This window comes from Sphingomonas kyeonggiensis (assembly GCF_014204495.1).
Lineage (GTDB): Bacteria > Pseudomonadota > Alphaproteobacteria > Sphingomonadales > Sphingomonadaceae > Sphingomonas > Sphingomonas kyeonggiensis_A.
On sequence record NZ_JACHLN010000001.1, the window covers coordinates 1,128,367 to 1,150,910 of the forward strand.

The window sequence follows — 22,544 nt, forward strand, 5'->3', positions numbered from 1 at the left end:
GCAAAATCGGGTCAGAACATGCCGGGCACGTCACGCTGCGGCACGCTCGGCGCCTGCGGGCTCAGCAGTTCCTGGGCGCCCGGGCTGCCGGTCTCGCCGGTGGTGCGGGCACTGGCGCTGGCGCCGCTGACGGCGCTGATCGCGGTGCAGCTCTTGCCCTGGATGAAGTCGAGCGCGGCGCGGGTCGAGGCTTCGCGCGGATCGCCCATCGGATAGGCGATGTCGTCCGACGCGCGGCAGCTCGCCTTCACGATGCTGGAAAGGCCGGTGAAATAGGCGCCCTGATGGTCGCGATTCTCGAGCGCGAAGGCGATGATCCGGAAGCGGTCGTCGCAGGCGCTCTTGTCCACCGCGATCTGGCCGACCGGCTTGCCATAGGTGTTGGTGCCGACCAGCGCCATGTTGGTGCCGAGATAGGGCAGCATGCCCGCGGCGACGAGCTCGCTGGCCGAGGCGGTGCTGGAGGTGCCGATGAAGGCGACGCGGGTCGGCGCGATCGACTGGGTCTGCGGCGCGAAGAAGGCGGTGCTGTTCTGCGACGACTTGCTGGGCCGGAAGGTCATATAGTCGAACACGTCGGAGGTGCTGCGGTTGGCGCCCATCAGGTTGCCCATCAGCTCGGCGATCGAGACCAGGCCGCCGCCATTGTAGCGCACGTCGACAATGACTTCGGTCACCCCCGCCGCCTTGAACTGGGCGAAGGCGGCGCGCAGCGGGGAATCGGCGGTGTTGATGAAGGTGCGCAGATTGACATAGCCGACGCGGTGGCCGCCATCGTCGATGATCTTGGCGCCGTAGCGGCTGGAGACCGGGTCGAGCGTATAGTCGGTCTTGGCGATGGTCACCACGCGGGTGCCCGCCGTCGTGTCGGTCACGCGGAAGCTGCGGGTGGTGCCGGCGGTGTTGGGGCCGAGCGCTTCGGTCAGCCCGGCGCTGCCGCTGCTCGCCAGGATGTCGCTGACGGTGCGCAGGTTGGCGGTGGTGGTGCCCACCGCGAGGATCTCGGTGCCGCGGTCGATGCCGACACCCAGTGCCGTTGTGCCCTCGAAGGTCTCGGCCGAGAACAGCCGGTTGCCGCTCAGGTACAGCCGGAAGCCGAAGCCCGCGGTCGCGCCCGAATTGTAATAGGCGTTCTCCTCGGCGATCGAGGTGACATAGGTGAAGTAGCGGTCGCGGCCCTGCGAGCGCGCGGTGGCGGTCAGCGCGTCGACATAGTCGCCGACATTGGAATAGGGCGCCGGGTCGAGGCTGGTCGGCAGCGTCTCGGGGAAGAGGTACCATTCGTTGAGCTGCGCCGCGGCCCAGGCCTGGCGCTCGCGCAGCGTGCAGCCCGCGGTGGTCGGGGTCGGCGTGGTGGTGGGCGTCGGCGTGACACTGCCCGTCGAACCGCCGCCCGCCGATACGGAACCGCCGCCACCGCCGCTGCAGGCAGAAAGGGAAAGCGCGATCAGGGCAGTAAGGGTGCGACGCATGCCAGGTCTCCGAAGAGTTTCTGGAGCCAGCCTAAGTCAAGCCGCGAGACAAGTCATCCTGTTGTATTTGCGCCACTTCGGCGCTGTTGTTCAGCGCTGCAGCGGCGGCAGTGCCCAGTCGATCGGCTTCTGGCCGACATGCTCCAGGAACGCGTTGGCCTTGGAGAAATGGCGCGATCCGAAAAAGCCCGAATGGGCGGAAAGCGGCGAGGGGTGGGGGGCCTTGAGCACCAGGTGGCGCCCGCCCTTGTCGATCGAATCAACGAATGCTGCCTTCTTCTGGGCATGGCTGCCCCAGAGCAGGAACACCACCGGCTCTTCCCGGGCATTGACTAGCCGGATCACGGCGTCGGTGAACCGCTCCCAGCCGCGGCCCTGGTGCGATGCGGCCATGCCCATCTGCACGGTCAGCACCGCGTTGAGCAGCAGCACGCCCTGCTCCGCCCAATGCTCGAGAAAGCCGTGCTGGGCGCGCGGGATGCCCAGGTCGGTCTCCATCTCCTTGTAGATGTTGACCAGGCTCGGCGGGGTGCGGACGCCGGGCTTCACCGAGAAGCACAGGCCGTGCGCCTGGCCCTCGCCATGATAGGGGTCCTGGCCCAGGATGACGACGCGCACCTTGTCGAGCGGGGTCAGGTCGAGCGCGCGGAACCACTCGCTGCCCGCCGGGAAGATGCGCTTGCCCGCCGCCTTCTCGCCGACAAGGAACTGGCGCAGCTGCGCCATGTAGGGATCGGCGAACTCGCTTTGCAGCGGTTCAAGCCAGCTCGGATGGAGTTTCACCTCGGCCATGGCTTCCTGTCCGGGAGCATGCGCGTGCTGTCAATCGCTGCGCGCGCGGCAATCGGTCCGAAGCGGGCAGCGGGCGCAGTCGGTGCCGTCGAACCGGCACAGCGTCTGGCCGAGCTTCTTGGTGCCGATATGGAAGTCGAGGAAATCCTGGCCCCGCCATTCGGGCATCGCCGCGGTCACTGCTTCGCTCGCGTCGCGCCCCTCGGCACCGCGCCGCACGAAGCCGGTGCGCTGGAGCACGCGCAGCACATGGCCGTCGACGATCAGCACCGGCCGGTCGAGCGTGCTGCCGTTGAGCGTCGCGGCGGCGACCTTGCGGCCGACACCGGGCAGTCGCTCGAGCCAGGCCAGTGCCTCGCCCAGCGGCAGCGTGCCGAGAAAGCCCAGGTCGAAGCCCTTGCGCTCGGCCGCGATCCGGCCGAGCGCGCCGATCAGGTAGCGCGCCTTGTCCTCGGCATGGGTAACCGCGCCGATGCAGCGAAGCACGTCGGCCCGTCCCGCCGCCAGCACCTGCCCGGGGGTGCCGAAGCGCGCGACCAGCCGGTCATAGGCGGCGAGCGAAACCGGGTCCTTGGTCCGCCCGCTGATCATCGACTTGACCAGCGCGCCGATCGGCGAGCGTCGCGGCAGCGGTCCGGCAAGCGCCCGCATCGGCTCCAGCGCTTGCTGCCAGCGGATTATGTCGTCATGCCCGTAGAAGCCGAAGCCCGATTGCATGGTCTCGGTATAGAACATAATGAGAACAAGAACAATGGGGGTGGCCCATGCGTTGCCCCGAAAACGATAAGAGAATGCAGGATAGGGAGGAGCCGATGCCGTTCACCGGAAGCTGCCATTGCGGCGCGATCGCCTTTGTCGTGCAGGAGGATCCGCCGACGCGGGCGATGCAGTGCAACTGCTCGATCTGCCGCCGCAAGGCGCCGCTCCACCATTTCACCACGCCCGAGCGCTTCACCCTGCAGACCCCGATCGACGCGGTGGCGACCTATCGCTTCAACCATCACATCATCGCGCATCATTTCTGCCCGGTCTGCGGTGTCGCACCCTTTGCCGAGGGGCAGGGGCCGGACGGGCCGATGGTCGAGATCAACCTGCGCTGTGCCGACGGGATCGATCTCGATGCGTTGCAGGTGCAGCTCTACGACGGCGCCAGCCGCTGATACTGGCGGGCGCGGCGGCGGGATGGCATGGGGTGCTCCATGCACATGAACCACGATCCCGCCGCCGCGCCTGCAGAGACGATCGGCTTCGACCACTTCCTCGCGGTCGATATCCGCGTCGGCACGATCGTCGCGGCGGAGACGTTCCCCGAAGCGCGCAAGCCCGCCTACAAGCTGCTGATCGATTTCGGGCCGACGATCGGCCGTAAGCGCTCCTCGGCCCAGATCACCGAACATTATGCGCTGGAGGACCTGTCGGGCATGCAGGTGGCCGCAGTGGTCAATTTCCCGCCGCGCCAGATCGGCAAGATGATGTCCGAAGTGCTCACGCTCGGCTTCCCCGACGAAGACGGCAAGGTGGTGTTGTTCCACCCCTCCGTACCGGTGCCGAACGGGGGGCGGCTCTTCTGATCGCCCGCTTGAAGATACCGCTAACATTTCCGTTGAAACAAACCGGACACAGGCATAGCCTCCCTGCAAAATAACGAGGGGAGGAACTGATGACCAAGCGACTGGCGCTCGCCGCCATGGTACTCGCAATTCCGGCGGGGCTCGCATTCGCCCCGCTCGCCGCGCAGACGGCGGCGGCGGAGCCTGAAGTGCTCAACAACGCCAATCCTGACAGCTTCCAGGTCTATGGCCTGCCGGGCGGCGCCAAGCCGACGCCGATCAAGGACGCGAAGGTCCAGTTCGGCAAGGCAATCCGGGTCGATACGCCGGGGGACGGCAATCCGTGGAGCATCGGCGTCAACTCGCCGCTCCAGGCGGGCGTGAAGAAGGGCGACAAGGTCGTGATCGCCTTCTACGCCCGGGTCGAGAAGCCGGCCGAGGGCGCGACCACCGCGACCATCGCCAATGTCCAGATCCAGCTCGCCTCGGCGCCCTACACCAAGGTGTTCGGCAATCCGGTGACGGTCGGCCCTGACTGGAAGCTCTACACCGCCGCCGGCCATGCCGACCGCGACTATGCCAAGGGCGAGCTCGCCGCCGCGCTCCACATCAACACGGCGAAGCAGACGTTCGATATCGGCGCGATGGCGGTGCTCAACTACGGGCAGAAGCCGTAAACCACACGCAATGAACTGCTCCCCGGCGAAAGCCAGGGCCCAGGGTTTCTCTGCTTTGTCGCTCGTGACCCTGGGCCCCGGCTTTCGCCGGGGAACCAACAGGGGTTGCGAAGCTACGCCCGCACCACCGTAACCAGATAGTTCAGCGCCTCGCCGGTGCCGGTCACGAAGCCGCGCGCCGGCGAGAAGCCGAGGCCGGTGCGGTCGATCACCTTCAGCCCGGCGGCGACCAGCAGCTCCTCCAGCTCCTCGGGGCGCAGGAACTTGCTCCAGTCATGCGTGCCCTCGGGGATCGCGCCGGTGCCTTCGGCCAGCGTGATCATCGCAATGCGCGAGGCGAATGTGCGGTTCGGGGTAGAGAGCACCATCAGCCCACCCTCGGCGAGCGCACCCGCCAGCGCGCCGACGAACGCCGCCGGATCGGTGACATGCTCGATCACTTCCATCGACGTGACCAGGTCGAAGGTCCGGCCCGGCAGGTTCTCGATCCCGCCGGCGATATAGTCGATGTCGAGGCCCGTCGCGGCGGCATGGGCGCGGGCGGCGCCGATATTCTCGGGCGCGGCGTCGATGCCGGTCATCCGGGCGCCCAGTCGGGCCAGTGGCTCGACCAGCAGGCCGGCGCCGCAGCCCACATCGATCGCGGTCTTGCCGGCGAGCGGCGCAAAGCCCGCCGAGTCGCCGCCCCAGTGCAGGTCGATCGCCTGGCGGATATAGCCGAGCCGGGCCGGGTTGAGCCGGTGGAGCATCGCCGACGAGCCCTTCGGATTCCACCAGTCCGCGGCGAGCTTGCCGAAATGCTCAGCTTCACGCGGGTCAATCGTAGCTTTGGTTGCGCTTCCCATGAGCCGCTCCTATCAGGGCGCCCCATTATCGTCATCCCCGTGCAGGCGGGGACCAAAGGCCCGCAAAGCAGACAGGCTCATTACCATGGCGCGTATCGTGATGAAGTTCGGCGGCACCTCGATGGCAGGCATCGAGCGCATCCGGAGCGTCGCGGCGCGAGTCAAACGCGAATGGGAAGCCGGTAACCAGGTCGCGGTCGTCGTCTCGGCGATGGCCGGCGAGACCGACCGGCTGGTCAATTTCTGCCGCGAGGCGAGCTCGCTCTACGATCCGCGCGAATATGACGTCGTGGTGTCGAGCGGCGAGCAGATCACTTCGGGCCTGCTTGCGGTAGCGCTCCAGGCGCTCGGCGTGCCGGCGCGCTCCTGGCTGGGTTCGCAGGTCGCGATCCATACCGACGCGGCGCACGCCAAGGCGCGCATCCAGTCGATCGATTCGGCCGGGCTTGAAGAAGGCTGGTCGCGCGGCGAAGTCGCGGTGATCCCGGGCTTCCAGGGCGTCACCAGCGATGGCAGCAACCGGGTCACCACGCTCGGCCGCGGCGGCTCGGACACCTCGGCGGTGGCGGTGGCGGCGGCGGTCAAGGCCGATCGCTGCGACATCTATACGGACGTGGACGGTGTCTACACCACCGATCCGCGCATCGTCCCCCGGGCCCGCAAGCTCAAGAAGGTGACGTACGAAGAGATGCTGGAGCTTGCCAGCGTCGGGGCCAAGGTGCTCCAGACGCGCTCGGTGGGCCTGGCGATGAAGGAACAGGTCCGCGTTCAGGTGCTGTCGTCGTTCACCGGCGACGATGCCCCGATGGCGGACACGCTGCCCGGAACGATGATCGTGGGCGAAGAGGAGATTCAGGACGTGGAAAGCCAGCTCATCACCGGCATCGCGCACGACAAGAACGAAGCGAAGATCACCCTCACTGCCGTTCCGGACAAGCCCGGCGCGGTGGCGACGATCTTCAATCCACTGGCCGAGGCCAACATCAACGTCGACATGATCATCCAGAACATCGCGCACCAGAGCGCGGGTTCGGCGAGCGCGACCGACGTGACCTTCACCGTGCCGGCGGCGGACCTTGCCCGCTCGATCGAGACGCTGAACCAGGCCAAGGGCTCGATCGGTTTCGCCGAGCTGCTGCAGGATACCCGCGTCGCCAAGATCTCGGTGGTCGGCGTCGGCATGCGCAGCCATGCGGGTGTGGCGGCGACCATGTTCAAGACGCTCGGTGAACGCGGGATCAACATCCAGGCGATCACCACGTCGGAGATCAAGGTCTCGGTCCTGATCAACGAGGACGAGACCGAGCTGGCGGTGCGCATCCTCCACACCGCCTATGGGCTCGATGCGACCGACGAGGCCGCGTGATCGCTTCCTGACCGCCGGCTGCAACGAACCGTAACATGCGGCTGGATGCTGCCATGTTTCGGTCGCGGTGCCGCCGCGCGGGCGTGGTTGGGGGAAGTTCGTGATGCGGTGGCCTTCCCGTCTCTTTGCTGATTCGGGACTGCTCCGCAGGCGCGGCGCTGCCTTGCTCATCGCGCTCGTCATCGAGCTGCTGCTCCTGGCGCTCCTGCTGTTCTTCGTGCCGCCCCTTCCGGGCCGCAAGCAGGGCAACAGCCTCAATACCTTCGGGATCGAGGCGTCGAAGGGCGAGGAGAGCCCCGACAAGAAGCCGGCCGAGAAGCAGCAGAAAAAGGCCGCGCCGAAGCAGCAGGCGCAGTCCCGGACGCAGCCGCCTCCCCCGGTGCCGACTCCGGTCGAGAGCCCGGTGCCGATCGGCCCGCCGACCTTCCTCAAGCTCAGCCGCAACGATTACCAGCAGGGCGACATCGCCAAGGTGCCGTCGCGCGCGCCGGCTGACGCCCCGGACGGCGCCACCGCCGATGCGGGCGGTGGTGGCGGCGGTGCCAACGACACGCCGGTGGCGGGCCGCAAGGGCCGGCATGGCGAGACGCTCTATGTCGCCGAATGGGTGCGCGAGCCGCGCGATGCCGAGCTGTCGCCCTATATCAACGAGAACCGCGCCCGCTTCCCGGGCTTCGGCCTGGTCGCCTGCCGCACCGTGGCGCGCAACCGGGTCGAGGATTGCTACGAGCTCGACGAGACGCGCGGCACCGGTTTCGCCGGATCGGTTCGCCAGGCCGCCTTCCAGTTCCTGGTCCGCCCGCCGCGGGTGAACGACAAGCTGATGGTCGGCGAATGGGTGATGATCCGCATCGACTATCGCCGGGTGACACGCCAACCCTGAGCGATCTCTTGCCGGGAGCCCCCTGCCGAGGCTAGGCGAGGGCGATGACCAATGCATCTTCCGTCGGCGCCGAGCGCCTGGCCCGCCGCATGGCCCGCGGCTGCGAATTCCTGGGCAGCGAAACCGCGATCATCTCGGGCGCCATGTCCTGGGTGTCCGAGCGCAACCTCGTCGCCGCCATCTCCAACGCCGGCGGTTTCGGCGTGATCGCCTGCGGCGCGATGACGCCCGAACTGCTCGACGCGGAGATCGCCGGCACCAAGACGCTCACCGACAAGCCCTTCGGCGTCAACCTGATCACCATGCACCCGCAGCTCTTCGAGCTGATCGAGGTCTGCAAGAAGCATGATGTCGGCCATGTCGTCCTGGCCGGGGGCCTGCCGCCCGCGGGCTCGCTCGACGCGATCAAGGCCAATGGCGCCAAGCTGATCTGCTTCGCCCCGGCGCTCAGCCTCGCCAAGAAGCTGATCCGCAGCGGCGTCGACGCGCTGGTGGTCGAGGGCATGGAAGCCGGCGGCCATATCGGCCCGGTCTCGACCAGCGTGCTCGCGCAGGAGATCCTGCCCGAGGTGGCGAGCCAGGTCCCCGTCTTCGTCGCCGGCGGCATCGGCCGGGGCGAGGCGATCGCCGGCTATCTCGACATGGGCGCGGCCGGCGTCCAGCTCGGCACCCGCTTCGCCGCGGCGACCGAGAGCATCGCGCATCCGAACTTCAAGAAGGCATTCATCCGCGCCTCGGCCCGCGATGCCGTCGCCAGCGTCCAGATCGATCCCCGCCTGCCGGTGATCCCGGTCCGCGCGCTCAAGAACGCGGGTGGCGAGCTGTTCACCGCCAAGCAGCGCGAAGTCGCCCAGTCGCTCGACGAGGGCAAGGTCGAGATGATGGAAGCCCAGCTCCAGATCGAGCATTACTGGGCCGGCGCGCTCCGCCGCGCGGTGATCGACGGCGATGTCGAGCATGGCAGCGTGATGGCCGGCCAGTCGGTCGGCATGGTGACCAGGGAGGAGCCGGTCGCCGAGATCATCGCCACGCTGATGGCCGAGGCGGCGCACGCGCTGGAAAAGCGCGCGGCCTGATCCCTGCAGGGGAGCGCCTCAGCGGCGCTCCCGGTACAGCTGGTAGAGTTCCTTCGCGCACTGGAACACGGTCAACGCGGCGATCACGATCACGGCGATCTCCAGGCTCTTGTCCAGGCTCTCCTGCACGCGGGCGGCCTTCACCGTGTCCGTGCCGACCACGGTGACGATCTGCCCGGCCTCGTGCAGGATCTTGGCGATCCACAGCGTGCCCGCGGTGCAGCCCAGGATCAGCGCGGCGCGCACCGGCTTCCAGTGCGGGCGCAGGAAGCCGATCAGGCTCAGCGCGATCCGTGTGGAGACCAGCGCCACCACCGGCCAGTAGAGCCCCTGCCACACCGCCGCGCCGGTGATCCGCACATCGGCGTCATGCGGCACGAAGGGCACGGTGAAGCCGCCGGCCCACCAGACCAGGAAGGCGATGCCCAAGCCGATCTCGAACAGCGGCTCCCAGCGCTTCTTCGGCGGCAGGTCGAGGCGCAGCTTGCCCAGGTCGGGCAGCTCCTCGGGCTTCCATTTGGCGAGATACTTGTCGAGCAGTCCGATCCGCTCGATCACCGCGAAGGCAAGCGTCACCAGCGCGGCATTGTAGAGCAGCGCATGGACCAGCGCGCCCGATCCGTGCGCCATCGCGCGGGCGAAATTGCCGGTCACCACCAGCCCGCCGCCGATCTGCACCAGCTCGATCACCGCGACGATCGCCAGCACCACCTTGAGCACGAACCAGTAGAAGGGGAATACTTCCGCCCCGATCAGCGCGCGCTGATCGCCATATTGCCCGGCGACCGCCAGCGGATGCCCGAATTCGCGCAGCACCTGGCTCACCTCGCGCCTGTCGAGCGGCCGGCCGAGCATTTCCTCGCGATCCTCGATCCGCGCGGCGATCAGGTCGGCCAGCTCGGCGATGATGTCGTCGGCCTTGGCGGCGGGCAGGTTCCAGCGCACCGCGCCGAGATAGCGTTCGATGAGGTCCATCACTTGTCTCCCTCGGTAAGGCGCAGGATCGATTCCGAAATCGCGTTCCATTCGGCGAGCAGCTGGCCGAGCACGTGCAGGCCGTCGGCATTCAGCCGGTAGAAGCGCTTGTTGCGCTTGCCTTCCTCGCGCCATTCGCTGGTCAGCAGCCCCTGGGCCTCCAGCCGGCGGAGCAGCGGATAGAGCGCGCCTTCGTCGATCGGCAGCCCGGCTTCCTCCAGGCTGGTGCGCAGCGTGTAGCCATAGCGCTCCTCGCGCAGCGCCCCGAGCACCGCCAGTACCAGCGATCCGCGCCGCAGCTCGACGCGCAGTTTCTCGAACAGGTCTTCCTCGACCGGCATCGTCCTGTGCCTCATATCGTGTATGACACATACTATGTAGTACACAGTATATGTCGCGGCAAGGCCTTCGCCCGATCGTTACGCAAGTGATTGGAATATGCGACGAATCGAAGCGGTAACCGGCTGATTCACAAAGATTCTTCAGGGCAGATTCAGCGCGTCGCGAGAAGCTGTCACCGGGGATAGAGACCGGGGGGTTTCACACATGAAGAAGGTAATCTGGGGCGCTGCGGCGCTCGTTGGAATCGCGTGCGCAGTTCCGGCGCAGGCGCAATATCGGGGGGATTCGCGGCCCCTGCCACCGGCTGGGGCGACGTTCAATCAGCTGATCCCGGCCATCGCTGCCGATGGCCGGTACGACACCGTCAATCACCATATCTCGCGTGAGCAGACTGCCTGGCATGTCCGCGCCGCGCTCAACGTTGCGGCGCTTGGTTGCCGGGACGAAGCGGAGCGCGAGACGGTCGCAGCCTATAACGCGATGCTCGGCCGCCACCGGGCCTCGCTGGCCGCGGCCGATACGGCGGTGAAGGCGCAATATCGCGCGCGCTACGGCGCGGGCTGGGATTCGCGGCACGATCGCGACATGACCCGCGTCTACAATTTCTTCGCCCAGCCACCCGCCCAGACCGGCTTCTGCCGCGTCGCGCGCGACGTGCTGGCCGAAGTGGGGCAGGTGCGGCCCGAGGCGTTCGCCGCCTTCGCGGCCGACGCGCTGCCGCGGCTCGAGGCGCCGTTCACCGATTTCTACCGCGACTACGACGCCTGGCGGATCGCCGATCGCGCCTGGGGCAGCCGCCTGGCCAGCCTCCAGCGTTAAAAACCTTCGCAGCCGTAACGGTTTGTGTTCGTCGGCGCATGGCGCGGGCGAACACAATCTGTTAGCGCCTTGTGCATGCCCGTTTCCGCCGCCGCCTCGGCCCGCGAAATCCTGACGCGCCTCCACGACGTGATGGCGTCGCGCAACCCGGCGCAATCGAAGCTCAATTCGGTCGTCAACATCATCGGCGAGGCGCTGTCGAGCGAAGTCTGCTCGATCTACCTGCTGCGCGAAGGGTTGCTCGAGCTGTTCGCCACCCGCGGCCTCGCGCAGGAAGCCGTCCATGTCACCAAGCTCGCGCTCGGCGAGGGCCTAGTCGGCACGATCGCCCAGAATGTCGAGACGCTGAACCTCGACGAGGCCGAGATGCACCCGGCCTTCGCCTATCGCCCGGAAACGGGGGAAGAGGCGTTCCACAGCTTTGCCGGCGTGCCGATCATCCGGCGCGAGCGCTCGGTCGGCGTGCTCGCGGTCCAGCATGCCGAATCGCGGCGCTATGCGAGTGAGGAGATCGAGGCGCTGCAGACCGTGGCGATGGTGCTCTCCGAGCTGATCGCCAATGCCGACCTGATCGATCCCGCCAGCGCCGGCGGCTCCACCCGGCTCCAGTCGACCGCGCCCGAGCTCGGCCACGGCTTCAAGCTGGTCGATGGCATGGCCGCCGGCGTCGCGGTGTTCCACCAGCCGCGCATCGTCATCGAGCATACCGTCGCCGAGGATACCGAGGCGGAGCGCCACCGCGTCTATGCCGCGTTCGACAAGATGCGCGAGCAGATCGACCGGATGGCCAGCCAGGCCGAGTTTGGCGGCGGCGGCGAGCAGGACGAGATCCTCGCGACCTACAAGATGTTCGCCTATGACGAAGGCTGGTCGCGCCGGATCAACGAGGCGATCGATTCCGGCCTGACCGCCGAGGCGGCGATCGAGCGCGTCCAGCAGCGCACCCGCCAGCGCATGCGCGAGATCGACGATCCCCTGCTTCGGGATCGCATGCACGATCTGGAGGACCTGGCGAACCGCCTGCTCCGCATCGTCTCGGGCCAGCTCGGCACCGCCGCGCAGATGGGCCTGCGCCAGGATTCGATCCTGATCGCCAAGAATCTGGGTCCCGCCGAACTGCTCGAATATGACCGCCGCCGCCTGAAGGGCGTGGTGCTCGAGGAAGGCTCGCTCACCGCGCATGTCACCATCGTCGCCCGCGCCATGGGCGTGCCGGTGCTTGGTCGTGTCCGCAACATCCGCCAGCTGATCGCCGAAGGCGACATGATGCTGCTCGACACCGTCGAGGAAAGCCTGCTCGTCCGACCGACGCCCGCGATGGAAGAGGCGTTCGAGGCCAAGCTCGAGCTCAGCCAGAAACGCCGCGCCGCCTTTGCCCAGATGCGGAACGTGGCGCCGGTCACGGCCGATGGCCACCGGGTCGCGGTGATGATCAACGCGGGTCTGCGCGACGACATGGCCGCGCTGGACCTGACCGGTGCCGACGGCATCGGTCTGTTCCGCACCGAATTCCAGTTCCTCGTCTCGGCCACCTTGCCCCAGCGCGAGATGCAGCGCCGGCTCTACAAGGACGTGCTCGATGCGGCGGGCGACCGCTCGGTCACCTTCCGCACCGTCGATATCGGCGGAGACAAGGCGCTGCCCTATCTCAATCACGACGAGGACGGCGAGGAAGAGAACCCCGCGATGGGCTGGCGGGCGCTTCGCCTGGCGCTCGATCGCGATGGCCTGATGAAGGCGCAGGCGCGCGCGCTGATCGAGGCGGGTGCCGGCCGCCCGCTCAACATCATGTTCCCGATGGTCTCCGAACCCTGGGAGTTCGACGAGGCGCGCGAGCTGTTCGAGGCGCAGCGTACCTGGCTGGCCGCGCGCGGCCGCAAGATGCCGACCGAGATCCGCTACGGCGCGATGCTCGAAGTGCCGGCCCTCGCGGAGGTGCTCGACCTGCTGCTGCCCAAGCTCGATTTCCTGTCGATCGGCACCAACGACCTCACCCAGTTCCTGTTCGCCGCCGATCGCGCGCACCCCAAGCTGGCGCTGCGCTATGACTGGCTCAGCCCGTCGATCCTGCGCTTCCTCAAGCGTGTCGCCGATCAGTGCGCGGCGGCAGGCGTGCCGGTGGGCGTGTGCGGCGAGATGGGCGGGCGTCCGCTGGAAGCGCTGGCGCTGCTCGGGCTCGGCATCGATCGCCTGTCGATCACCCCGGCGGCGGTCGGGCCGATCAAGGCGATGGTCCGTTCGCTCGATCGCGCGGCGCTGATCGATGCGATGGGCGCGATGCTGGCCGAACCGGGGCGTTCGCTGCGCGATCAGCTCGAAGCCTGGGCAAGCGAACATTCCGTCGAACTGGCTTGATCTGCCGGTAAAATACCCCCTGTCGGCGTTGACAGGGGCGGCTTGGTGAACGACAGCTTCAGCCGTGGCGGGAGCTCCGGGCGCAACCCTTCCGCTACGGAGAGTATGGATGGAAGGCGAAGCCGCCGAAGACCCGACCCTGTTCCCCACCACGGTGGGCGAGAAGCTTCGTGCCGCGCGTGAAGCGCAGGGGCTCGATCTTCCCGAAGTAGCGGCGCGTACCCGAATTCCCCAGCGGCATCTCGAAGCGATCGAAAAGGGCAATTACGCCGGGCTTCCCTCGATCACCTATGCGCTGGGTTTCGCCAAGGCTTATGCCCGCGCGGTCGGTGCGGATGAAGTGGTGATCGCCCGCGAGCTGCGCACCGAGCTGCACCGCAATCCCGAGCGCGCCGCGCCGGTACCCGCCTATGAGACCAGCGATCCGGCGCGCGTGCCGCCGCGCGGCCTGGCGATCTTCGGCGTCATCCTCGCGCTCGTGCTGATCGCCGGCGCTATCGTCTATTACGGCACCGATCTTTTCCGCGGCAGCGCGCCGGCGCCCGAGACGCTGACCACCGAGGAGCCGGTGGCCAACACCGCCGACAATGGCGTGATGGCCAATGCCGCGACGCCGGTGGTGCCGAATGGCGGCCAGGTCTCGCTGGTTGCGCTCGACACGGTCTGGATCCGTGTCACCGACGCCAAGGGCCAGAAGCTGGTCGAGAAGGAGCTTGCGCCGGGTGAGCGCTATGACGTGCCGGCCGATGCCGATCATCCGCGCATCCGCACCGGCGGGCCGGAAAAGATCCAGGTCACGCTCAACGGCTCGAACATCGATCCGCTCGGCCGTGCCGGCACGACGGTGGATGTCGAGGTGAGTGCCGACGCGCTGCGCAACCGCAACCAGCCGGGTGCTGGGCCGATCGCCGGATCGTCACCGACCGCAGCTGCCCCGGCCGCCGCGCGTCGCGAACGCCCGGCTGCGCGCCTCTCGGTGAGCACGCCGACCCCTGCACCGGTCGAGCCGGCTGCGACGAGCGCTGGCAACAGCACGCCATAAGGATTTCCCCCGGGACTGGCGGGAAGTGCCTTCTGGCGGTTATAGCGAATTTCCGTTCACCTTGTTTGACCTGCACCGGGGGGTGTGATCGATGCGTTTTCTTCTCGCTGCAACGGCAATGGCCGTCGTCTTCGGTGCCGCCGGCACTGCCCAGGCCCAGGATTCCGCCATCTCCGGCCGTGTCGACCGGCTGGAGCGCGAGATGCGCGCCGTGCAGCGCAAGGTCTTCCCGGGCGGCGCCGGCCAGACGGTCGAGCCCCAGATCACACCCGAGACCAGCACTACCGTGCCGGGCATGCCCTCCAGCTCGCCGCTGAGCGACCTCACCCAGCGCGTGACTGCGCTTGAGGAGCAGCAGCGCACGCTCACCGGCCAGGTCGAGCAGGGCCAGTATCGCCTGCGCCAGCTCGAGGATGCCTTCGCCGCCTATAAGCGGCTTGCCGACAACCGCCTCAAGGCGCTCGAGGATCGTTCGACCGCCACTGCCGCGCTTGGCGGCGAGGACACCACCGTGCCCGCCGATACCGCCGGCGCGGTGATCCGGCCGCCCGCCCCGATCGGCACGCGTCCGAGCATCCCGGCGCCAGGTGCCGGCACCACGCCCGCCGCGCCCAAGCCGACCGGCACGCGCGCGCAGCAGGTCGCCGCGATCGAGAAGCCCGCCACCGGCGATCCGGCCGAGGACGGCTACACCTATGGCTTCCGCCTGTGGCAGGCCAAGCTCTATCCGGAAGCGCGCCGCGAGCTCGAGACCGTCGCGACGAAGTACCCGACGCATCGCCGCGCCAGCTATTCGCAGAACCTGCTCGGCCGCGCCTATCTCGACAGCGGCGCGCCCAGCCTGGCGGCGGTGGCGTTCTATGAGAACTACAAGAAGAACCCCAAGGGCGAGCGCGCGCCCGACAGCCTCTATTATCTCGCCCAGGCGCTCATCAAGCTGAAGAAGCCCGCCAGCGAAGTCTGCAAGGTCTATACCGAGCTCGACCAGCTTTATGGCGACAAGCTGTCGACCGAGATGAAGGCCGGCGTGGCCGAGGGCCGTGCAAGTCAGAAGTGCAAGTGACCGGCTGACGCTCGACCGCGACCAGGTCGAGCGTTTCCGCCGGGACTGTGTGGCGCTCACCGGCGCCGCGCCTTCCCCCGACAATGTCCTCGCGCTTGCCGTCTCGGGTGGGCCGGACAGTCTCGCGCTGCTGCTCCTCGGCCATGCCGCCTTTCCGGGCTCAGTGATCGCCGCCACCGTCGATCACGGCCTGCGCCCCGAGGCGGCCGAGGAGGCGGCGCTGGTCCGCCGCCTGTGCAACCAGCTCGACGTGCCGCATGAGACGCTCGCCGGCACCGTTCCCGCCGCCGGCAACCTCCAGCAGGGCGCACGGGCGCTGCGCTACGCGCTGCTCGCCGACTGGGCGATGGGCCGCGCGGCCTGGGTGGCCACCGCGCACCAGCAGGATGATGTCGCCGAGACCTTCCTGATGCGCGCCCGGCGCGGCGCCGGGGCAGGGGGACTCGCGGCGATGGCGGCCGCGCGCCCGCTCGGTCCCATCCAGCTTATCCGCCCGCTACTCGGATGGACCCGTGCCGAGCTGGAGGTGCTGGTCGAAGGCGCCGGCATCGCCCCGGTCCGCGACCCCTCCAACCAGGACCCCCGCTTCGACCGCGCCCGCATCCGCGCCCTGCTTGCCGAGGCCGGGGACCTGCCCGCCGATCGCCTCGCTGCCGCGGCGCGCAACCTGCGCGACGCCGAGGATGCGCTTGCCTGGATCGCCGAGCGCGAATGGCAGGGGCGGGCGGTGGTCGCCGGCGGCACGGTCGCGCTCGATCCCGCCGGGCTGCCCCGCGAGCTCCGCCGACGTCTAGCCGAACGCGCCGTCGCCACCGTCCGCGAAGCGCATGGCCTCAGCCCCGACTGGCGCGAGACCGGGCTCGAGCCACTGCTGGCCGCGCTCGATTCGGGGGGCACCGGTACTCTTGCGGAAGTGATCGGGCGAACCAAAGCCGCTATCTGGCGTTTCGAGCTGGCGCCACCCCGTCGATCACACTGATCGACGCTGTTCCATTGCCATTAACTTGGCCATGCCTATCTTGGGGCGTGAAAGGTACCGATTCCGCATGAGCGACAACGACAAGCAGCCGCAGGGTCCCGAGAATGGGGGCAACCCCTGGATGAAGAGCCTGTTGATCTGGGTGGGCATCCTGGCGGGCCTCGCCCTGTTCGTGACCTTCTTCGACAATCGCAGCGCGCCGGCCACTGGCGACGCGATCCCCTATTCGCAGTTCATCGCCAAGGTGAACAATGGCGAGGTGAAGTCGGTCAACGTCTCGCGTACCACCGGTCTGGTCAGCGGCGAGCTCACGGGCGGCGGCAAGTTCCGCACCAATGCGCCCGACGATCCCAAGATGATCGAGACGCTGCTCGCCAAGAACGTCCAGGTCTCGGCGCGCCCTGAGGAAGGGCCGAATATCTGGATCTACCTGCTCTACCAGTCGCTGCCGTTCCTGCTCATGCTCGGCATCGCCTTCTTCGTGATCCGCCAGATGCAGAAGGGCTCCGGCTCGGGTGCGATGGGCTTCGGCAAGTCGCGCGCGCGCCTGCTCACCCAGAAAGAAGGCAAGGTCACTTTCGACGACGTCGCCGGCATCGACGAGGCGCGCGAGGAGCTGCAGGAGATCGTCGAGTTCCTCAAGGACCCGACCAAGTTCGCCCGTCTCGGCGGCAAGATCCCCAAGGGCGCGCTGCTGGTCGGCTCGCCGGGTACCGGCAAGACGCTGCTCGCCCGCGCGATCGCAGGCGAGGCGGGCGTGCCCTTCTTCACCATCTCGGGCTCGGACTTCGTCGAGATGTTCGTCGGCGTCGGCGCGAGCCGCGTGCGCGACATGTTCGAGCAGGCCAAGAAGTCGGCCCCCTGCATCGTCTTCATCGACGAGATCGATGCGGTCGGCCGTTCGCGCGGTGCCGGCCTCGGCAACCAGAATGACGAGCGCGAGCAGACGCTCAACCAGCTGCTTGTCGAGATGGACGGCTTCGAGGCGAACGAGGGCATCATCATCGTCGCGGCGACCAACCGCCCCGACGTGCTCGATCCCGCTTTGCTCCGTCCGGGCCGCTTCGACCGTCAGGTCCAGGTGCCCCGTCCGGACATCGAAGGCCGTGTGAAGATCCTCCAGGTCCATATGAAGAAGGTGCCGCTGGCGCCCGACGTCGATCCGCGCGTCATCGCACGCGGTACGCCGGGCTTCTCGGGTGCCGATCTCGCCAACCTGGTCAACGAAGCGGCCCTGCTCGCGGCCCGTCGCGGCAAGCGGCTGGTCGCGGCGCAGGAGTTCGACGACGCGCGTGACAAGGTGCTGATGGGCGCCGAGCGCCGCTCGATGGTGATGACCGACGACGAGAAGCGGATGACCGCCTATCACGAAGCCGGCCACGCCCTGGTCTTCGCGCACGAGCCGACCGCCGATCCGATCCACAAGGCGACGATCATCCCGCGCGGCTTTGCCCTCGGCATGGTCCAGCCGCTGCCGGAGCGTGACAGCTACTCCTATCACCGCGACAAGATGCACGCCGATATCGCCGTGGCGTTCGGCGGCCGCGTCGCCGAGGAGCTGATCTTCGGCTATGACAAGGTGTCGTCGGGTGCCTCGAACGACATCATGCAGGCGACGCGCCTCGCCCGCGCGATGGTCACCAAATGGGGCCTGTCGGACAATGTCGGCCCGCTCGACTTCTCCGAGAGCGATGAGGCGTACGGCTATTCGATGGCGCGCTCCAAGCCGATGTCGGACGAGACCGCGCGGCTGATCGACAGCGAAGTGAAGGCGTTCGTCGAGCGCGGCCTCGGCCGTGCCCGCCAGCTGCTGAGCGACCATATCGACCAGCTCCACACCATCGCCCAGGCGCTGCTCGAGTACGAGACGCTGACCGGCGAGGAGATCAAGCGGCTGATCGCCGGCGAGGATCTCGGCCGCGAGGATCCGGGCGCCAGCGCCCGCCCGACCGCGGTCGCAGGCACCTCGATCCCCAAGATCCGCAAGCCCAAGGGGCCGTTCGGCCAGCCGACGCCGCAAGGTGCCTGATCCGGCGGAAACGCCGCCGACACGGATGTGAATTAGCCCTTCCCGGCAACCTTGCTGGGGAGGGCTTTTTCGTGCGCTTTCTGATCCCGCTTGCACTGCTGTCGGCCGCCGCTGCACAGGAGGCGCCGAACCTGACCATCGCCGATTTCCTGAGCGAGTGGCGTGTCGCGCAAGCCGAGACCGATCGCGGGGAGAAAGTCGCCAGGTTCAGCCGGCTCGCCGAGCGCCTCGCGCCGAGCTTCAATCGCTACAAGGCGCTGCTCGACGCGGACAAGGCAGCCGGGCGCCCGCCCCGCGCCTGCCCCGTCAAGGGCAGCAAGGCGACGGTCGACATCAACGCGCTCGTCACGGATCTGGAGAAACTGTCCGAGGCACAACGCGCAGCGCCGATGGACGCGGCGATCTTCGCTCAGCTCGACCGGCGCTTCCCTTGCCCGACGGCTTGAAGCCTCAGCCGAACATCCCCAGCGCGACCAGGATCAGCAGGAACAGCACCAGGATCCAGCTGATGAAGAAAGTCAGCACCCAGGCCCGCATGAACGCGGAGAACCAACCGATGTCATAGGCCTGCTTCAGCTGCCGGGTGATGTGGATGAAGGGGACGAGCACCGCCACCATCCCGAGCGGTCCGCCGCCCAGCCCGATCGCGGCGGCAATCGCCACCACGATGTAGAAGAGCGACATGAACGAGATCGAGTAGATGATGAAGATCGTGTGGTCGTACAGCTTGTACTGGCGCTTCCAGAAGAACAGCGACCACAGGAAGGGCAGCGATAGCGGGATCAGCAGCCAGGAGAATTTGTAGCTGGCCGACTGCAGCTTGTACATCATCAGCGCCGGGTTCTTCTGCCACTTCTCGATGCCGTGATCGAGCGCGTGCCAGCCGGTATGCACCTCGTCCGTGCTCACATCGACCGGACCGCCTTCCAGCGACTTGGCCGCCTTGTCGAGCCCGGCAAGCTGCTGCTGCGCATCGGCGATGTCCTCGCGATACCTGGCCTTGTCGTCCTCGTCCGTCGCCTTGGCGAGCTTCTTCTGCGCCTTTTTCAGATCGTCCTGCGCGTCCTTCTTCGCGAAGTCGATCGCCGCCGCCGGCCTGAGGTTGCCACCGTTGAGCTGGGTCGGCGTCGAGATGCCCACCCAGGAAAAGACCGCGAACATCGCGAAGACCGAGAACAGGAAGATCGCCATTGGCGAGACGAAGCGCGCGCGCTCGCCGGCGATATAGCGCTTGGTCAGCTCGCCCGGGCGCCAGGCCAGCATCGGCAGGGTGCGCCAGAACTTGCCTTCGAAATGGAAGACGCCGTGCACGATGTCGTGCCCGATCGCATGGAGCGAGCGGTGGACATGCCCCGCCTGCCCGCAATTATGGCAATGCGATCCGATCAGCGCGGTTCCGCAATTAAGGCAGAGGCCATGGCCCTCGCCATGTCCTTCGCCAGCCCCCGGCTCGACCGCACGGCCAAGCAACGCCCCAGTCGCCAGTTCCCCGGCTGCTTCGATTTCCCCCGACATGCGGCCTTGGCTACCAGCTTCATGCTGCACGTGCTAGCGAGTGAATCATGACTGACGCAGCAACCTTGATCGCCGATATGGCCGCCCGCGCCCGCCTCGCCTCGACGAAGCTTGCCGCGATGCCGACCCCGGCCAAGGCCGCCGCGCTTAGGGCCGCCGCCGCCGCCATCCGCGCCGATGCCGCTGCGATCCAGGCCGCCAATGCCGAGGACATGGCCGCTGCAGAAGCGAACGGCCTGTCCGGCGCGCTGCTCGATCGGCTCAAGCTCGACGAAAAGCGAATCGAGAGCATGGCGGCGGGCGTCGAGGCGGTGGCCGGGCTCGCCGATCCGGTCGGCGATGTGTTCGATCGGGTCGAGCGGCCCAATGGCCTCGTCCTCACCCGTGTTCGCGTGCCGATCGGCGTGATCGGCATCATCTATGAGAGCCGGCCCAACGTTACCGCGGATGCCGGTGCGCTCTGCGCGATGGCGGGCAATGCCGCGATCCTGCGCGGCGGCTCCGAAGCGATCCGCTCGAACCGCGCGATTCATGCGGCACTGGCGCGCGGCCTGGCCGAAGGCGGTATGCCCGAGGATGCGGTGCAGCTCGTGCCCATCACCGATCGCGCTGCGGTCGGCGCGATGCTCACCGCCGAGGGGGCGATCGACATGGTCGTGCCGCGCGGCGGCAAGGGGCTGGTGGCGCGCGTCCAGGCCGAGGCGCGGGTGCCCGTGCTCGCGCATCTCGACGGGCTCAACCACACCTATATCGATGGCGCCGCCGATCCGGCGATGGCGAAGGAACTGGCGCTCAACGCCAAGATGCGCCGCACTGGCATCTGCGGTGCGACCGAGACCTTGCTGATCGACCGCGCCTTCGCCGATCCCGCGCCGATCCTCGCCGCGCTTGCCGATGCCGGCTGCGAGCTGCGCGGCGATAGTGATCTGCAGGCGCTCGAGCCGCGCATGGTCGCGGCGAGCGACGAGGATTGGGATACCGAATATCTCGATTCGATCCTGTCGGTGAAGCGGGTCGATGGCGTCGACGATGCGATGGCGCATATCGCCGCGCACAGCTCGCACCACACCGATGCGATCGTCACGGCGGACGCGGCCGTGGCCGAGAAGTTCCTCGCCCAGGTCGACAGCGCGATCGTGGTTTGGAACGCCTCGACCCAGTTCGCCGATGGCGGCGAGTTCGGGCTGGGCGCCGAGATCGGCATCTCCACCGGCCGCCTCCATGCCCGTGGCCCGGTCGCGCTCGAGGGGCTGACGACCTATAAATGGGTGGTCCGCGGTACGGGGCAGGCGCGTCCTTGAAGCGCATCGGCCTGCTCGGCGGCTCGTTCAATCCGGCGCACAAGGGGCATCGCAAGCTCTCGATCCACGCGATTCGCGCGCTGGGGCTCGACGAGGTGTGGTGGCTCGTTTCGCCCGGCAATCCACTCAAGGACAAGGCGGGCATGGCGCCGTTCAAGCTGCGCATGGCCTCGGCCCAGCGCATGGCCCGCCACGCGCCGATCCGGGTGTCGGACATCGAGAAGCGGATCAAGACGCGCTATACCGCCGATACCGTCCGCAAGCTGCCCCGGCTGTTCCCCCAGCATCGCTTCATCTGGTTGATGGGCGCGGACAATCTCGCCCAGTTCCACAAATGGGAACGCTGGCGTGACATTGCCGAGCAGGTTCCGATTGCGGTGATCGCCCGTCCGGGATATGATCGCGATGCCCATGCAAGTCCTGCAATGGGTTGGCTGCGGCGCGCTGTGTGGCCCGCAGGCCAGGCGAAGAACTGGACGCGTTGGAGATTGCCGGCCCTCGTGCTGTTGCGCTTCCGCCCCGATCCTACTTCGGCGACGAGCCTTCGGGCCGCCGATCCCGCCTGGCACCGGCGTTACGTTGCGTCGTCTCCATCCCAACACCACACAGATTTGTTGCAACCCTAGGAGGCCCCTTGGCCACATCGCCCAATGTTCTGCGTTCCTCCGATGCCAATGGTGGCGTCGAGGCGCTGCACCAGCTCGTGATGGCGTCGCTCGACGACGATCAGGCGGTCGAGACGGTCTCGATCCCGCTCGCCGGCAAGAGCAGCATCGCCGACTATATGGTCGTGGCTTCGGGCCGCTCGACGCGCCAGGTCGCGTCGATGGCGGTGAAGCTCGCCGACAAGATCAAGGCCGAGTTCGGCCGCACCCCGCGCGTGGAGGGCCTGCCCACCGCCGATTGGGTGCTGATCGATGCCGGTGACGTGATCGTCCACCTGTTCCGTCCCGAAGTGCGCAGCTTCTACAATCTCGAGCGCATGTGGTCGTTCGGCGAAGCCGGCCAGGCCTGATTCGGTAAAGGGCCGCGCGGGCGATGCAGCTACACATCGTCGCGCGCGGCAAGATCGGGCGCAGTCCCGAGGCCGAGCTGGTCGATCGCTATCTCAAGCGCATCCAATGGCCGACCAGGATCACCGAGCTGCCCGATACCGGCGGCAGGATCCCCGACATCTCGGGCACCACCCGAATCGTCATGCTCGACGAACTGGGCGAGAACCTGCCGTCCAAGGCGATCGCCGAGCGGCTGGGCAGCTGGCGTGACGACGGGGTGCGCGAGGCGCGCTTCCTGATCGGCGCGGCGGACGGCTTTGACGACGCGGCCCGAGCCCAGGCCGACCTGCTGATCAGCTTCGGCCGTGCCACCTGGCCGCACATGATGGCCCGGGCGATGCTCGCCGAGCAGCTGTGGCGCGCCACCTCGATCCTTGCCAACCACCCCTATCATCGCGAAGGCTAGCG

General features: G+C 67.7%; 24 protein-coding genes. 17 read left to right on the plus strand and 7 right to left on the minus strand.

Features of this window, described 5'->3' with window-relative positions:
• Positions 1-11: 11 nt before the first annotated feature.
• From HNP52_RS05585 to nth, 3 genes are all read right to left on the minus strand, one after another.
• Complete coding sequence (locus HNP52_RS05585) at positions 12-1,472, minus strand: S41 family peptidase (protein WP_184163607.1); 1,461 nt, start codon at positions 1,470-1,472, stop codon at positions 12-14.
• Positions 1,473-1,562: 90 nt separating this feature from the next.
• Positions 1,563-2,264 carry a uracil-DNA glycosylase gene (gene ung, locus HNP52_RS05590; RefSeq protein ID WP_184163610.1) on the minus strand — a complete coding sequence of 234 codons (702 nt, stop codon included), beginning with the start codon at positions 2,262-2,264 and terminating at the stop codon, positions 1,563-1,565.
• Between the two features lie 30 nt (positions 2,265-2,294).
• Positions 2,295-2,999: an endonuclease III gene (gene nth / locus HNP52_RS05595; RefSeq protein ID WP_184163613.1), complete on the minus strand. Its 705-nt coding sequence runs from the start codon at positions 2,997-2,999 to the stop codon at positions 2,295-2,297.
• A 77-nt stretch (positions 3,000-3,076) separates the two neighbouring features.
• Between nth and HNP52_RS05600 the strand changes: the two genes are divergently transcribed.
• The 3 genes from HNP52_RS05600 (at position 3,077) to HNP52_RS05610 (ending at position 4,491) form a co-directional block, all read left to right on the plus strand.
• Positions 3,077-3,424 carry a GFA family protein gene (locus tag HNP52_RS05600; protein WP_184163616.1) on the plus strand — a complete coding sequence of 116 codons (348 nt, stop codon included), beginning with the start codon at positions 3,077-3,079 and terminating at the stop codon, positions 3,422-3,424.
• Positions 3,425-3,463: 39 nt separating this feature from the next.
• On the plus strand, positions 3,464-3,835 hold the full coding sequence (locus HNP52_RS05605) for a tRNA-binding protein (protein ID WP_184163619.1): 372 nt from the start codon (positions 3,464-3,466) through the stop codon (positions 3,833-3,835).
• Positions 3,836-3,924: 89 nt separating this feature from the next.
• Positions 3,925-4,491, plus strand: coding sequence for a hypothetical protein (locus tag HNP52_RS05610; protein ID WP_184163622.1), 567 nt, complete (start codon positions 3,925-3,927; stop codon positions 4,489-4,491).
• Between the two features lie 113 nt (positions 4,492-4,604).
• On the opposite strand, the gene ubiG is transcribed toward HNP52_RS05610, so the two are convergent.
• The gene (gene ubiG, locus HNP52_RS05615) at positions 4,605-5,336 is read right to left on the minus strand and encodes a bifunctional 2-polyprenyl-6-hydroxyphenol methylase/3-demethylubiquinol 3-O-methyltransferase UbiG (protein WP_184163625.1); all 732 of its coding nucleotides are present in this window, start codon (positions 5,334-5,336) and stop codon (positions 4,605-4,607) included.
• An 85-nt stretch (positions 5,337-5,421) separates the two neighbouring features.
• Between ubiG and HNP52_RS05620 the strand changes: the two genes are divergently transcribed.
• The 3 genes from HNP52_RS05620 to HNP52_RS05630 all read left to right on the plus strand — a co-directional run bounded on the left by HNP52_RS05620 (position 5,422) and on the right by HNP52_RS05630 (position 8,661).
• Positions 5,422-6,702 (plus strand): aspartate kinase, encoded by a 1,281-nt coding sequence (locus tag HNP52_RS05620; protein ID WP_184163627.1) that lies wholly within the window; start codon positions 5,422-5,424, stop codon positions 6,700-6,702.
• Between the two features lie 163 nt (positions 6,703-6,865).
• Positions 6,866-7,585, plus strand: a complete 720-nt coding sequence (locus HNP52_RS05625) for a hypothetical protein (protein WP_260395929.1) — start codon at positions 6,866-6,868, stop codon at positions 7,583-7,585.
• Between the two features lie 44 nt (positions 7,586-7,629).
• The gene (locus tag HNP52_RS05630) at positions 7,630-8,661 is read left to right on the plus strand and encodes a nitronate monooxygenase family protein (RefSeq protein ID WP_184163634.1); all 1,032 of its coding nucleotides are present in this window, start codon (positions 7,630-7,632) and stop codon (positions 8,659-8,661) included.
• An 18-nt stretch (positions 8,662-8,679) separates the two neighbouring features.
• Here HNP52_RS05630 and HNP52_RS05635 read toward each other — a convergent pair whose 3' ends face one another.
• Together HNP52_RS05635 and HNP52_RS05640 are read right to left on the minus strand one after the other, a co-directional pair.
• Positions 8,680-9,636, minus strand: a complete 957-nt coding sequence (locus HNP52_RS05635) for a hypothetical protein (protein ID WP_184163636.1) — start codon at positions 9,634-9,636, stop codon at positions 8,680-8,682.
• A complete protein-coding gene (locus HNP52_RS05640) occupies positions 9,636-9,992 on the minus strand; it encodes a PadR family transcriptional regulator (protein WP_221416099.1) in 357 nt (118 codons plus the stop codon). The genes HNP52_RS05635 and HNP52_RS05640 overlap by 1 nt, the downstream gene beginning before the upstream one ends.
• 190 nt (positions 9,993-10,182) lie before the next feature.
• Here HNP52_RS05640 and HNP52_RS05645 point away from each other — a divergent pair, with 190 nt between their 5' ends.
• The 7 genes from HNP52_RS05645 to HNP52_RS05675 all read left to right on the plus strand — a co-directional run bounded on the left by HNP52_RS05645 (position 10,183) and on the right by HNP52_RS05675 (position 18,711).
• Positions 10,183-10,797, plus strand: coding sequence for a hypothetical protein (locus HNP52_RS05645; protein WP_184163639.1), 615 nt, complete (start codon positions 10,183-10,185; stop codon positions 10,795-10,797).
• Positions 10,798-10,872: 75 nt separating this feature from the next.
• Positions 10,873-13,152 (plus strand): phosphoenolpyruvate--protein phosphotransferase, encoded by a 2,280-nt coding sequence (ptsP, locus tag HNP52_RS05650; RefSeq protein ID WP_184163642.1) that lies wholly within the window; start codon positions 10,873-10,875, stop codon positions 13,150-13,152.
• A gap of 109 nt (positions 13,153-13,261) precedes the next feature.
• Positions 13,262-14,194, plus strand: coding sequence for a helix-turn-helix domain-containing protein (locus HNP52_RS05655; RefSeq protein WP_184163645.1), 933 nt, complete (start codon positions 13,262-13,264; stop codon positions 14,192-14,194).
• Between the two features lie 91 nt (positions 14,195-14,285).
• A complete protein-coding gene (locus HNP52_RS05660) occupies positions 14,286-15,257 on the plus strand; it encodes a tol-pal system YbgF family protein (RefSeq protein ID WP_184163647.1) in 972 nt (323 codons plus the stop codon).
• Positions 15,235-16,236, plus strand: a complete 1,002-nt coding sequence (tilS, locus tag HNP52_RS05665; RefSeq protein WP_184163650.1) for a tRNA lysidine(34) synthetase TilS — start codon at positions 15,235-15,237, stop codon at positions 16,234-16,236. The genes HNP52_RS05660 and tilS overlap by 23 nt, the downstream gene beginning before the upstream one ends.
• 67 nt (positions 16,237-16,303) lie before the next feature.
• Entirely contained in the window at positions 16,304-18,265 is a 1,962-nt protein-coding gene (gene ftsH / locus HNP52_RS05670) for an ATP-dependent zinc metalloprotease FtsH (protein WP_184163653.1), read from the plus strand.
• Positions 18,266-18,336: 71 nt separating this feature from the next.
• Positions 18,337-18,711 (plus strand): hypothetical protein, encoded by a 375-nt coding sequence (locus tag HNP52_RS05675; protein ID WP_184163656.1) that lies wholly within the window; start codon positions 18,337-18,339, stop codon positions 18,709-18,711.
• Positions 18,712-18,715: 4 nt separating this feature from the next.
• Here HNP52_RS05675 and HNP52_RS05680 read toward each other — a convergent pair whose 3' ends face one another.
• A complete protein-coding gene (locus HNP52_RS05680) occupies positions 18,716-19,780 on the minus strand; it encodes a DUF3667 domain-containing protein (protein ID WP_184163659.1) in 1,065 nt (354 codons plus the stop codon).
• Positions 19,781-19,827: 47 nt separating this feature from the next.
• Between HNP52_RS05680 and HNP52_RS05685 the strand changes: the two genes are divergently transcribed.
• From HNP52_RS05685 to HNP52_RS05700, 4 genes are all read left to right on the plus strand, one after another.
• The gene (locus HNP52_RS05685) at positions 19,828-21,081 is read left to right on the plus strand and encodes a glutamate-5-semialdehyde dehydrogenase (protein WP_184163662.1); all 1,254 of its coding nucleotides are present in this window, start codon (positions 19,828-19,830) and stop codon (positions 21,079-21,081) included.
• Complete coding sequence (locus HNP52_RS05690; protein ID WP_260395930.1) at positions 21,078-21,707, plus strand: nicotinate-nucleotide adenylyltransferase; 630 nt, start codon at positions 21,078-21,080, stop codon at positions 21,705-21,707. The genes HNP52_RS05685 and HNP52_RS05690 overlap by 4 nt, the downstream gene beginning before the upstream one ends.
• Positions 21,708-21,787: 80 nt before the next feature.
• The gene (gene rsfS / locus HNP52_RS05695; RefSeq protein WP_137861951.1) at positions 21,788-22,096 is read left to right on the plus strand and encodes a ribosome silencing factor; all 309 of its coding nucleotides are present in this window, start codon (positions 21,788-21,790) and stop codon (positions 22,094-22,096) included.
• A gap of 23 nt (positions 22,097-22,119) precedes the next feature.
• A complete protein-coding gene (locus HNP52_RS05700) occupies positions 22,120-22,542 on the plus strand; it encodes a 23S rRNA (pseudouridine(1915)-N(3))-methyltransferase RlmH (RefSeq protein WP_184163668.1) in 423 nt (140 codons plus the stop codon).
• The last annotated feature ends 2 nt before the right edge of the window (positions 22,543-22,544 follow it).

Bases quoted from the DNA above. Each gene is read 5' to 3' on its own strand.
- HNP52_RS05585 (WP_184163607.1), bottom strand. From the start codon at position 1,472: ATGCGTCGCACCCTTACTGCCCTGATCGCGCTTTCCCTTTCTGCCTGC.
- ung (WP_184163610.1), bottom strand. From the start codon at position 2,264: ATGGCCGAGGTGAAACTCCATCCGAGCTGGCTTGAACCGCTGCAAAGC.
- nth (WP_184163613.1), bottom strand. From the start codon at position 2,999: ATGTTCTATACCGAGACCATGCAATCGGGCTTCGGCTTCTACGGGCAT.
- HNP52_RS05600 (WP_184163616.1), top strand. From the start codon at position 3,077: ATGCCGTTCACCGGAAGCTGCCATTGCGGCGCGATCGCCTTTGTCGTG.
- HNP52_RS05605 (WP_184163619.1), top strand. From the start codon at position 3,464: ATGCACATGAACCACGATCCCGCCGCCGCGCCTGCAGAGACGATCGGC.
- HNP52_RS05610 (WP_184163622.1), top strand. From the start codon at position 3,925: ATGACCAAGCGACTGGCGCTCGCCGCCATGGTACTCGCAATTCCGGCG.
- ubiG (WP_184163625.1), bottom strand. From the start codon at position 5,336: ATGGGAAGCGCAACCAAAGCTACGATTGACCCGCGTGAAGCTGAGCAT.
- HNP52_RS05620 (WP_184163627.1), top strand. From the start codon at position 5,422: ATGGCGCGTATCGTGATGAAGTTCGGCGGCACCTCGATGGCAGGCATC.
- HNP52_RS05630 (WP_184163634.1), top strand. From the start codon at position 7,630: ATGACCAATGCATCTTCCGTCGGCGCCGAGCGCCTGGCCCGCCGCATG.
- HNP52_RS05635 (WP_184163636.1), bottom strand. From the start codon at position 9,636: ATGGACCTCATCGAACGCTATCTCGGCGCGGTGCGCTGGAACCTGCCC.
- HNP52_RS05640 (WP_221416099.1), bottom strand. From the start codon at position 9,992: ATGAGGCACAGGACGATGCCGGTCGAGGAAGACCTGTTCGAGAAACTG.
- HNP52_RS05645 (WP_184163639.1), top strand. From the start codon at position 10,183: ATGAAGAAGGTAATCTGGGGCGCTGCGGCGCTCGTTGGAATCGCGTGC.
- ptsP (WP_184163642.1), top strand. From the start codon at position 10,873: ATGCCCGTTTCCGCCGCCGCCTCGGCCCGCGAAATCCTGACGCGCCTC.
- HNP52_RS05655 (WP_184163645.1), top strand. From the start codon at position 13,262: ATGGAAGGCGAAGCCGCCGAAGACCCGACCCTGTTCCCCACCACGGTG.
- HNP52_RS05660 (WP_184163647.1), top strand. From the start codon at position 14,286: ATGCGTTTTCTTCTCGCTGCAACGGCAATGGCCGTCGTCTTCGGTGCC.
- ftsH (WP_184163653.1), top strand. From the start codon at position 16,304: ATGAGCGACAACGACAAGCAGCCGCAGGGTCCCGAGAATGGGGGCAAC.
- HNP52_RS05680 (WP_184163659.1), bottom strand. From the start codon at position 19,780: ATGTCGGGGGAAATCGAAGCAGCCGGGGAACTGGCGACTGGGGCGTTG.
- HNP52_RS05685 (WP_184163662.1), top strand. From the start codon at position 19,828: ATGACTGACGCAGCAACCTTGATCGCCGATATGGCCGCCCGCGCCCGC.
- rsfS (WP_137861951.1), top strand. From the start codon at position 21,788: ATGGCGTCGCTCGACGACGATCAGGCGGTCGAGACGGTCTCGATCCCG.
- HNP52_RS05700 (WP_184163668.1), top strand. From the start codon at position 22,120: ATGCAGCTACACATCGTCGCGCGCGGCAAGATCGGGCGCAGTCCCGAG.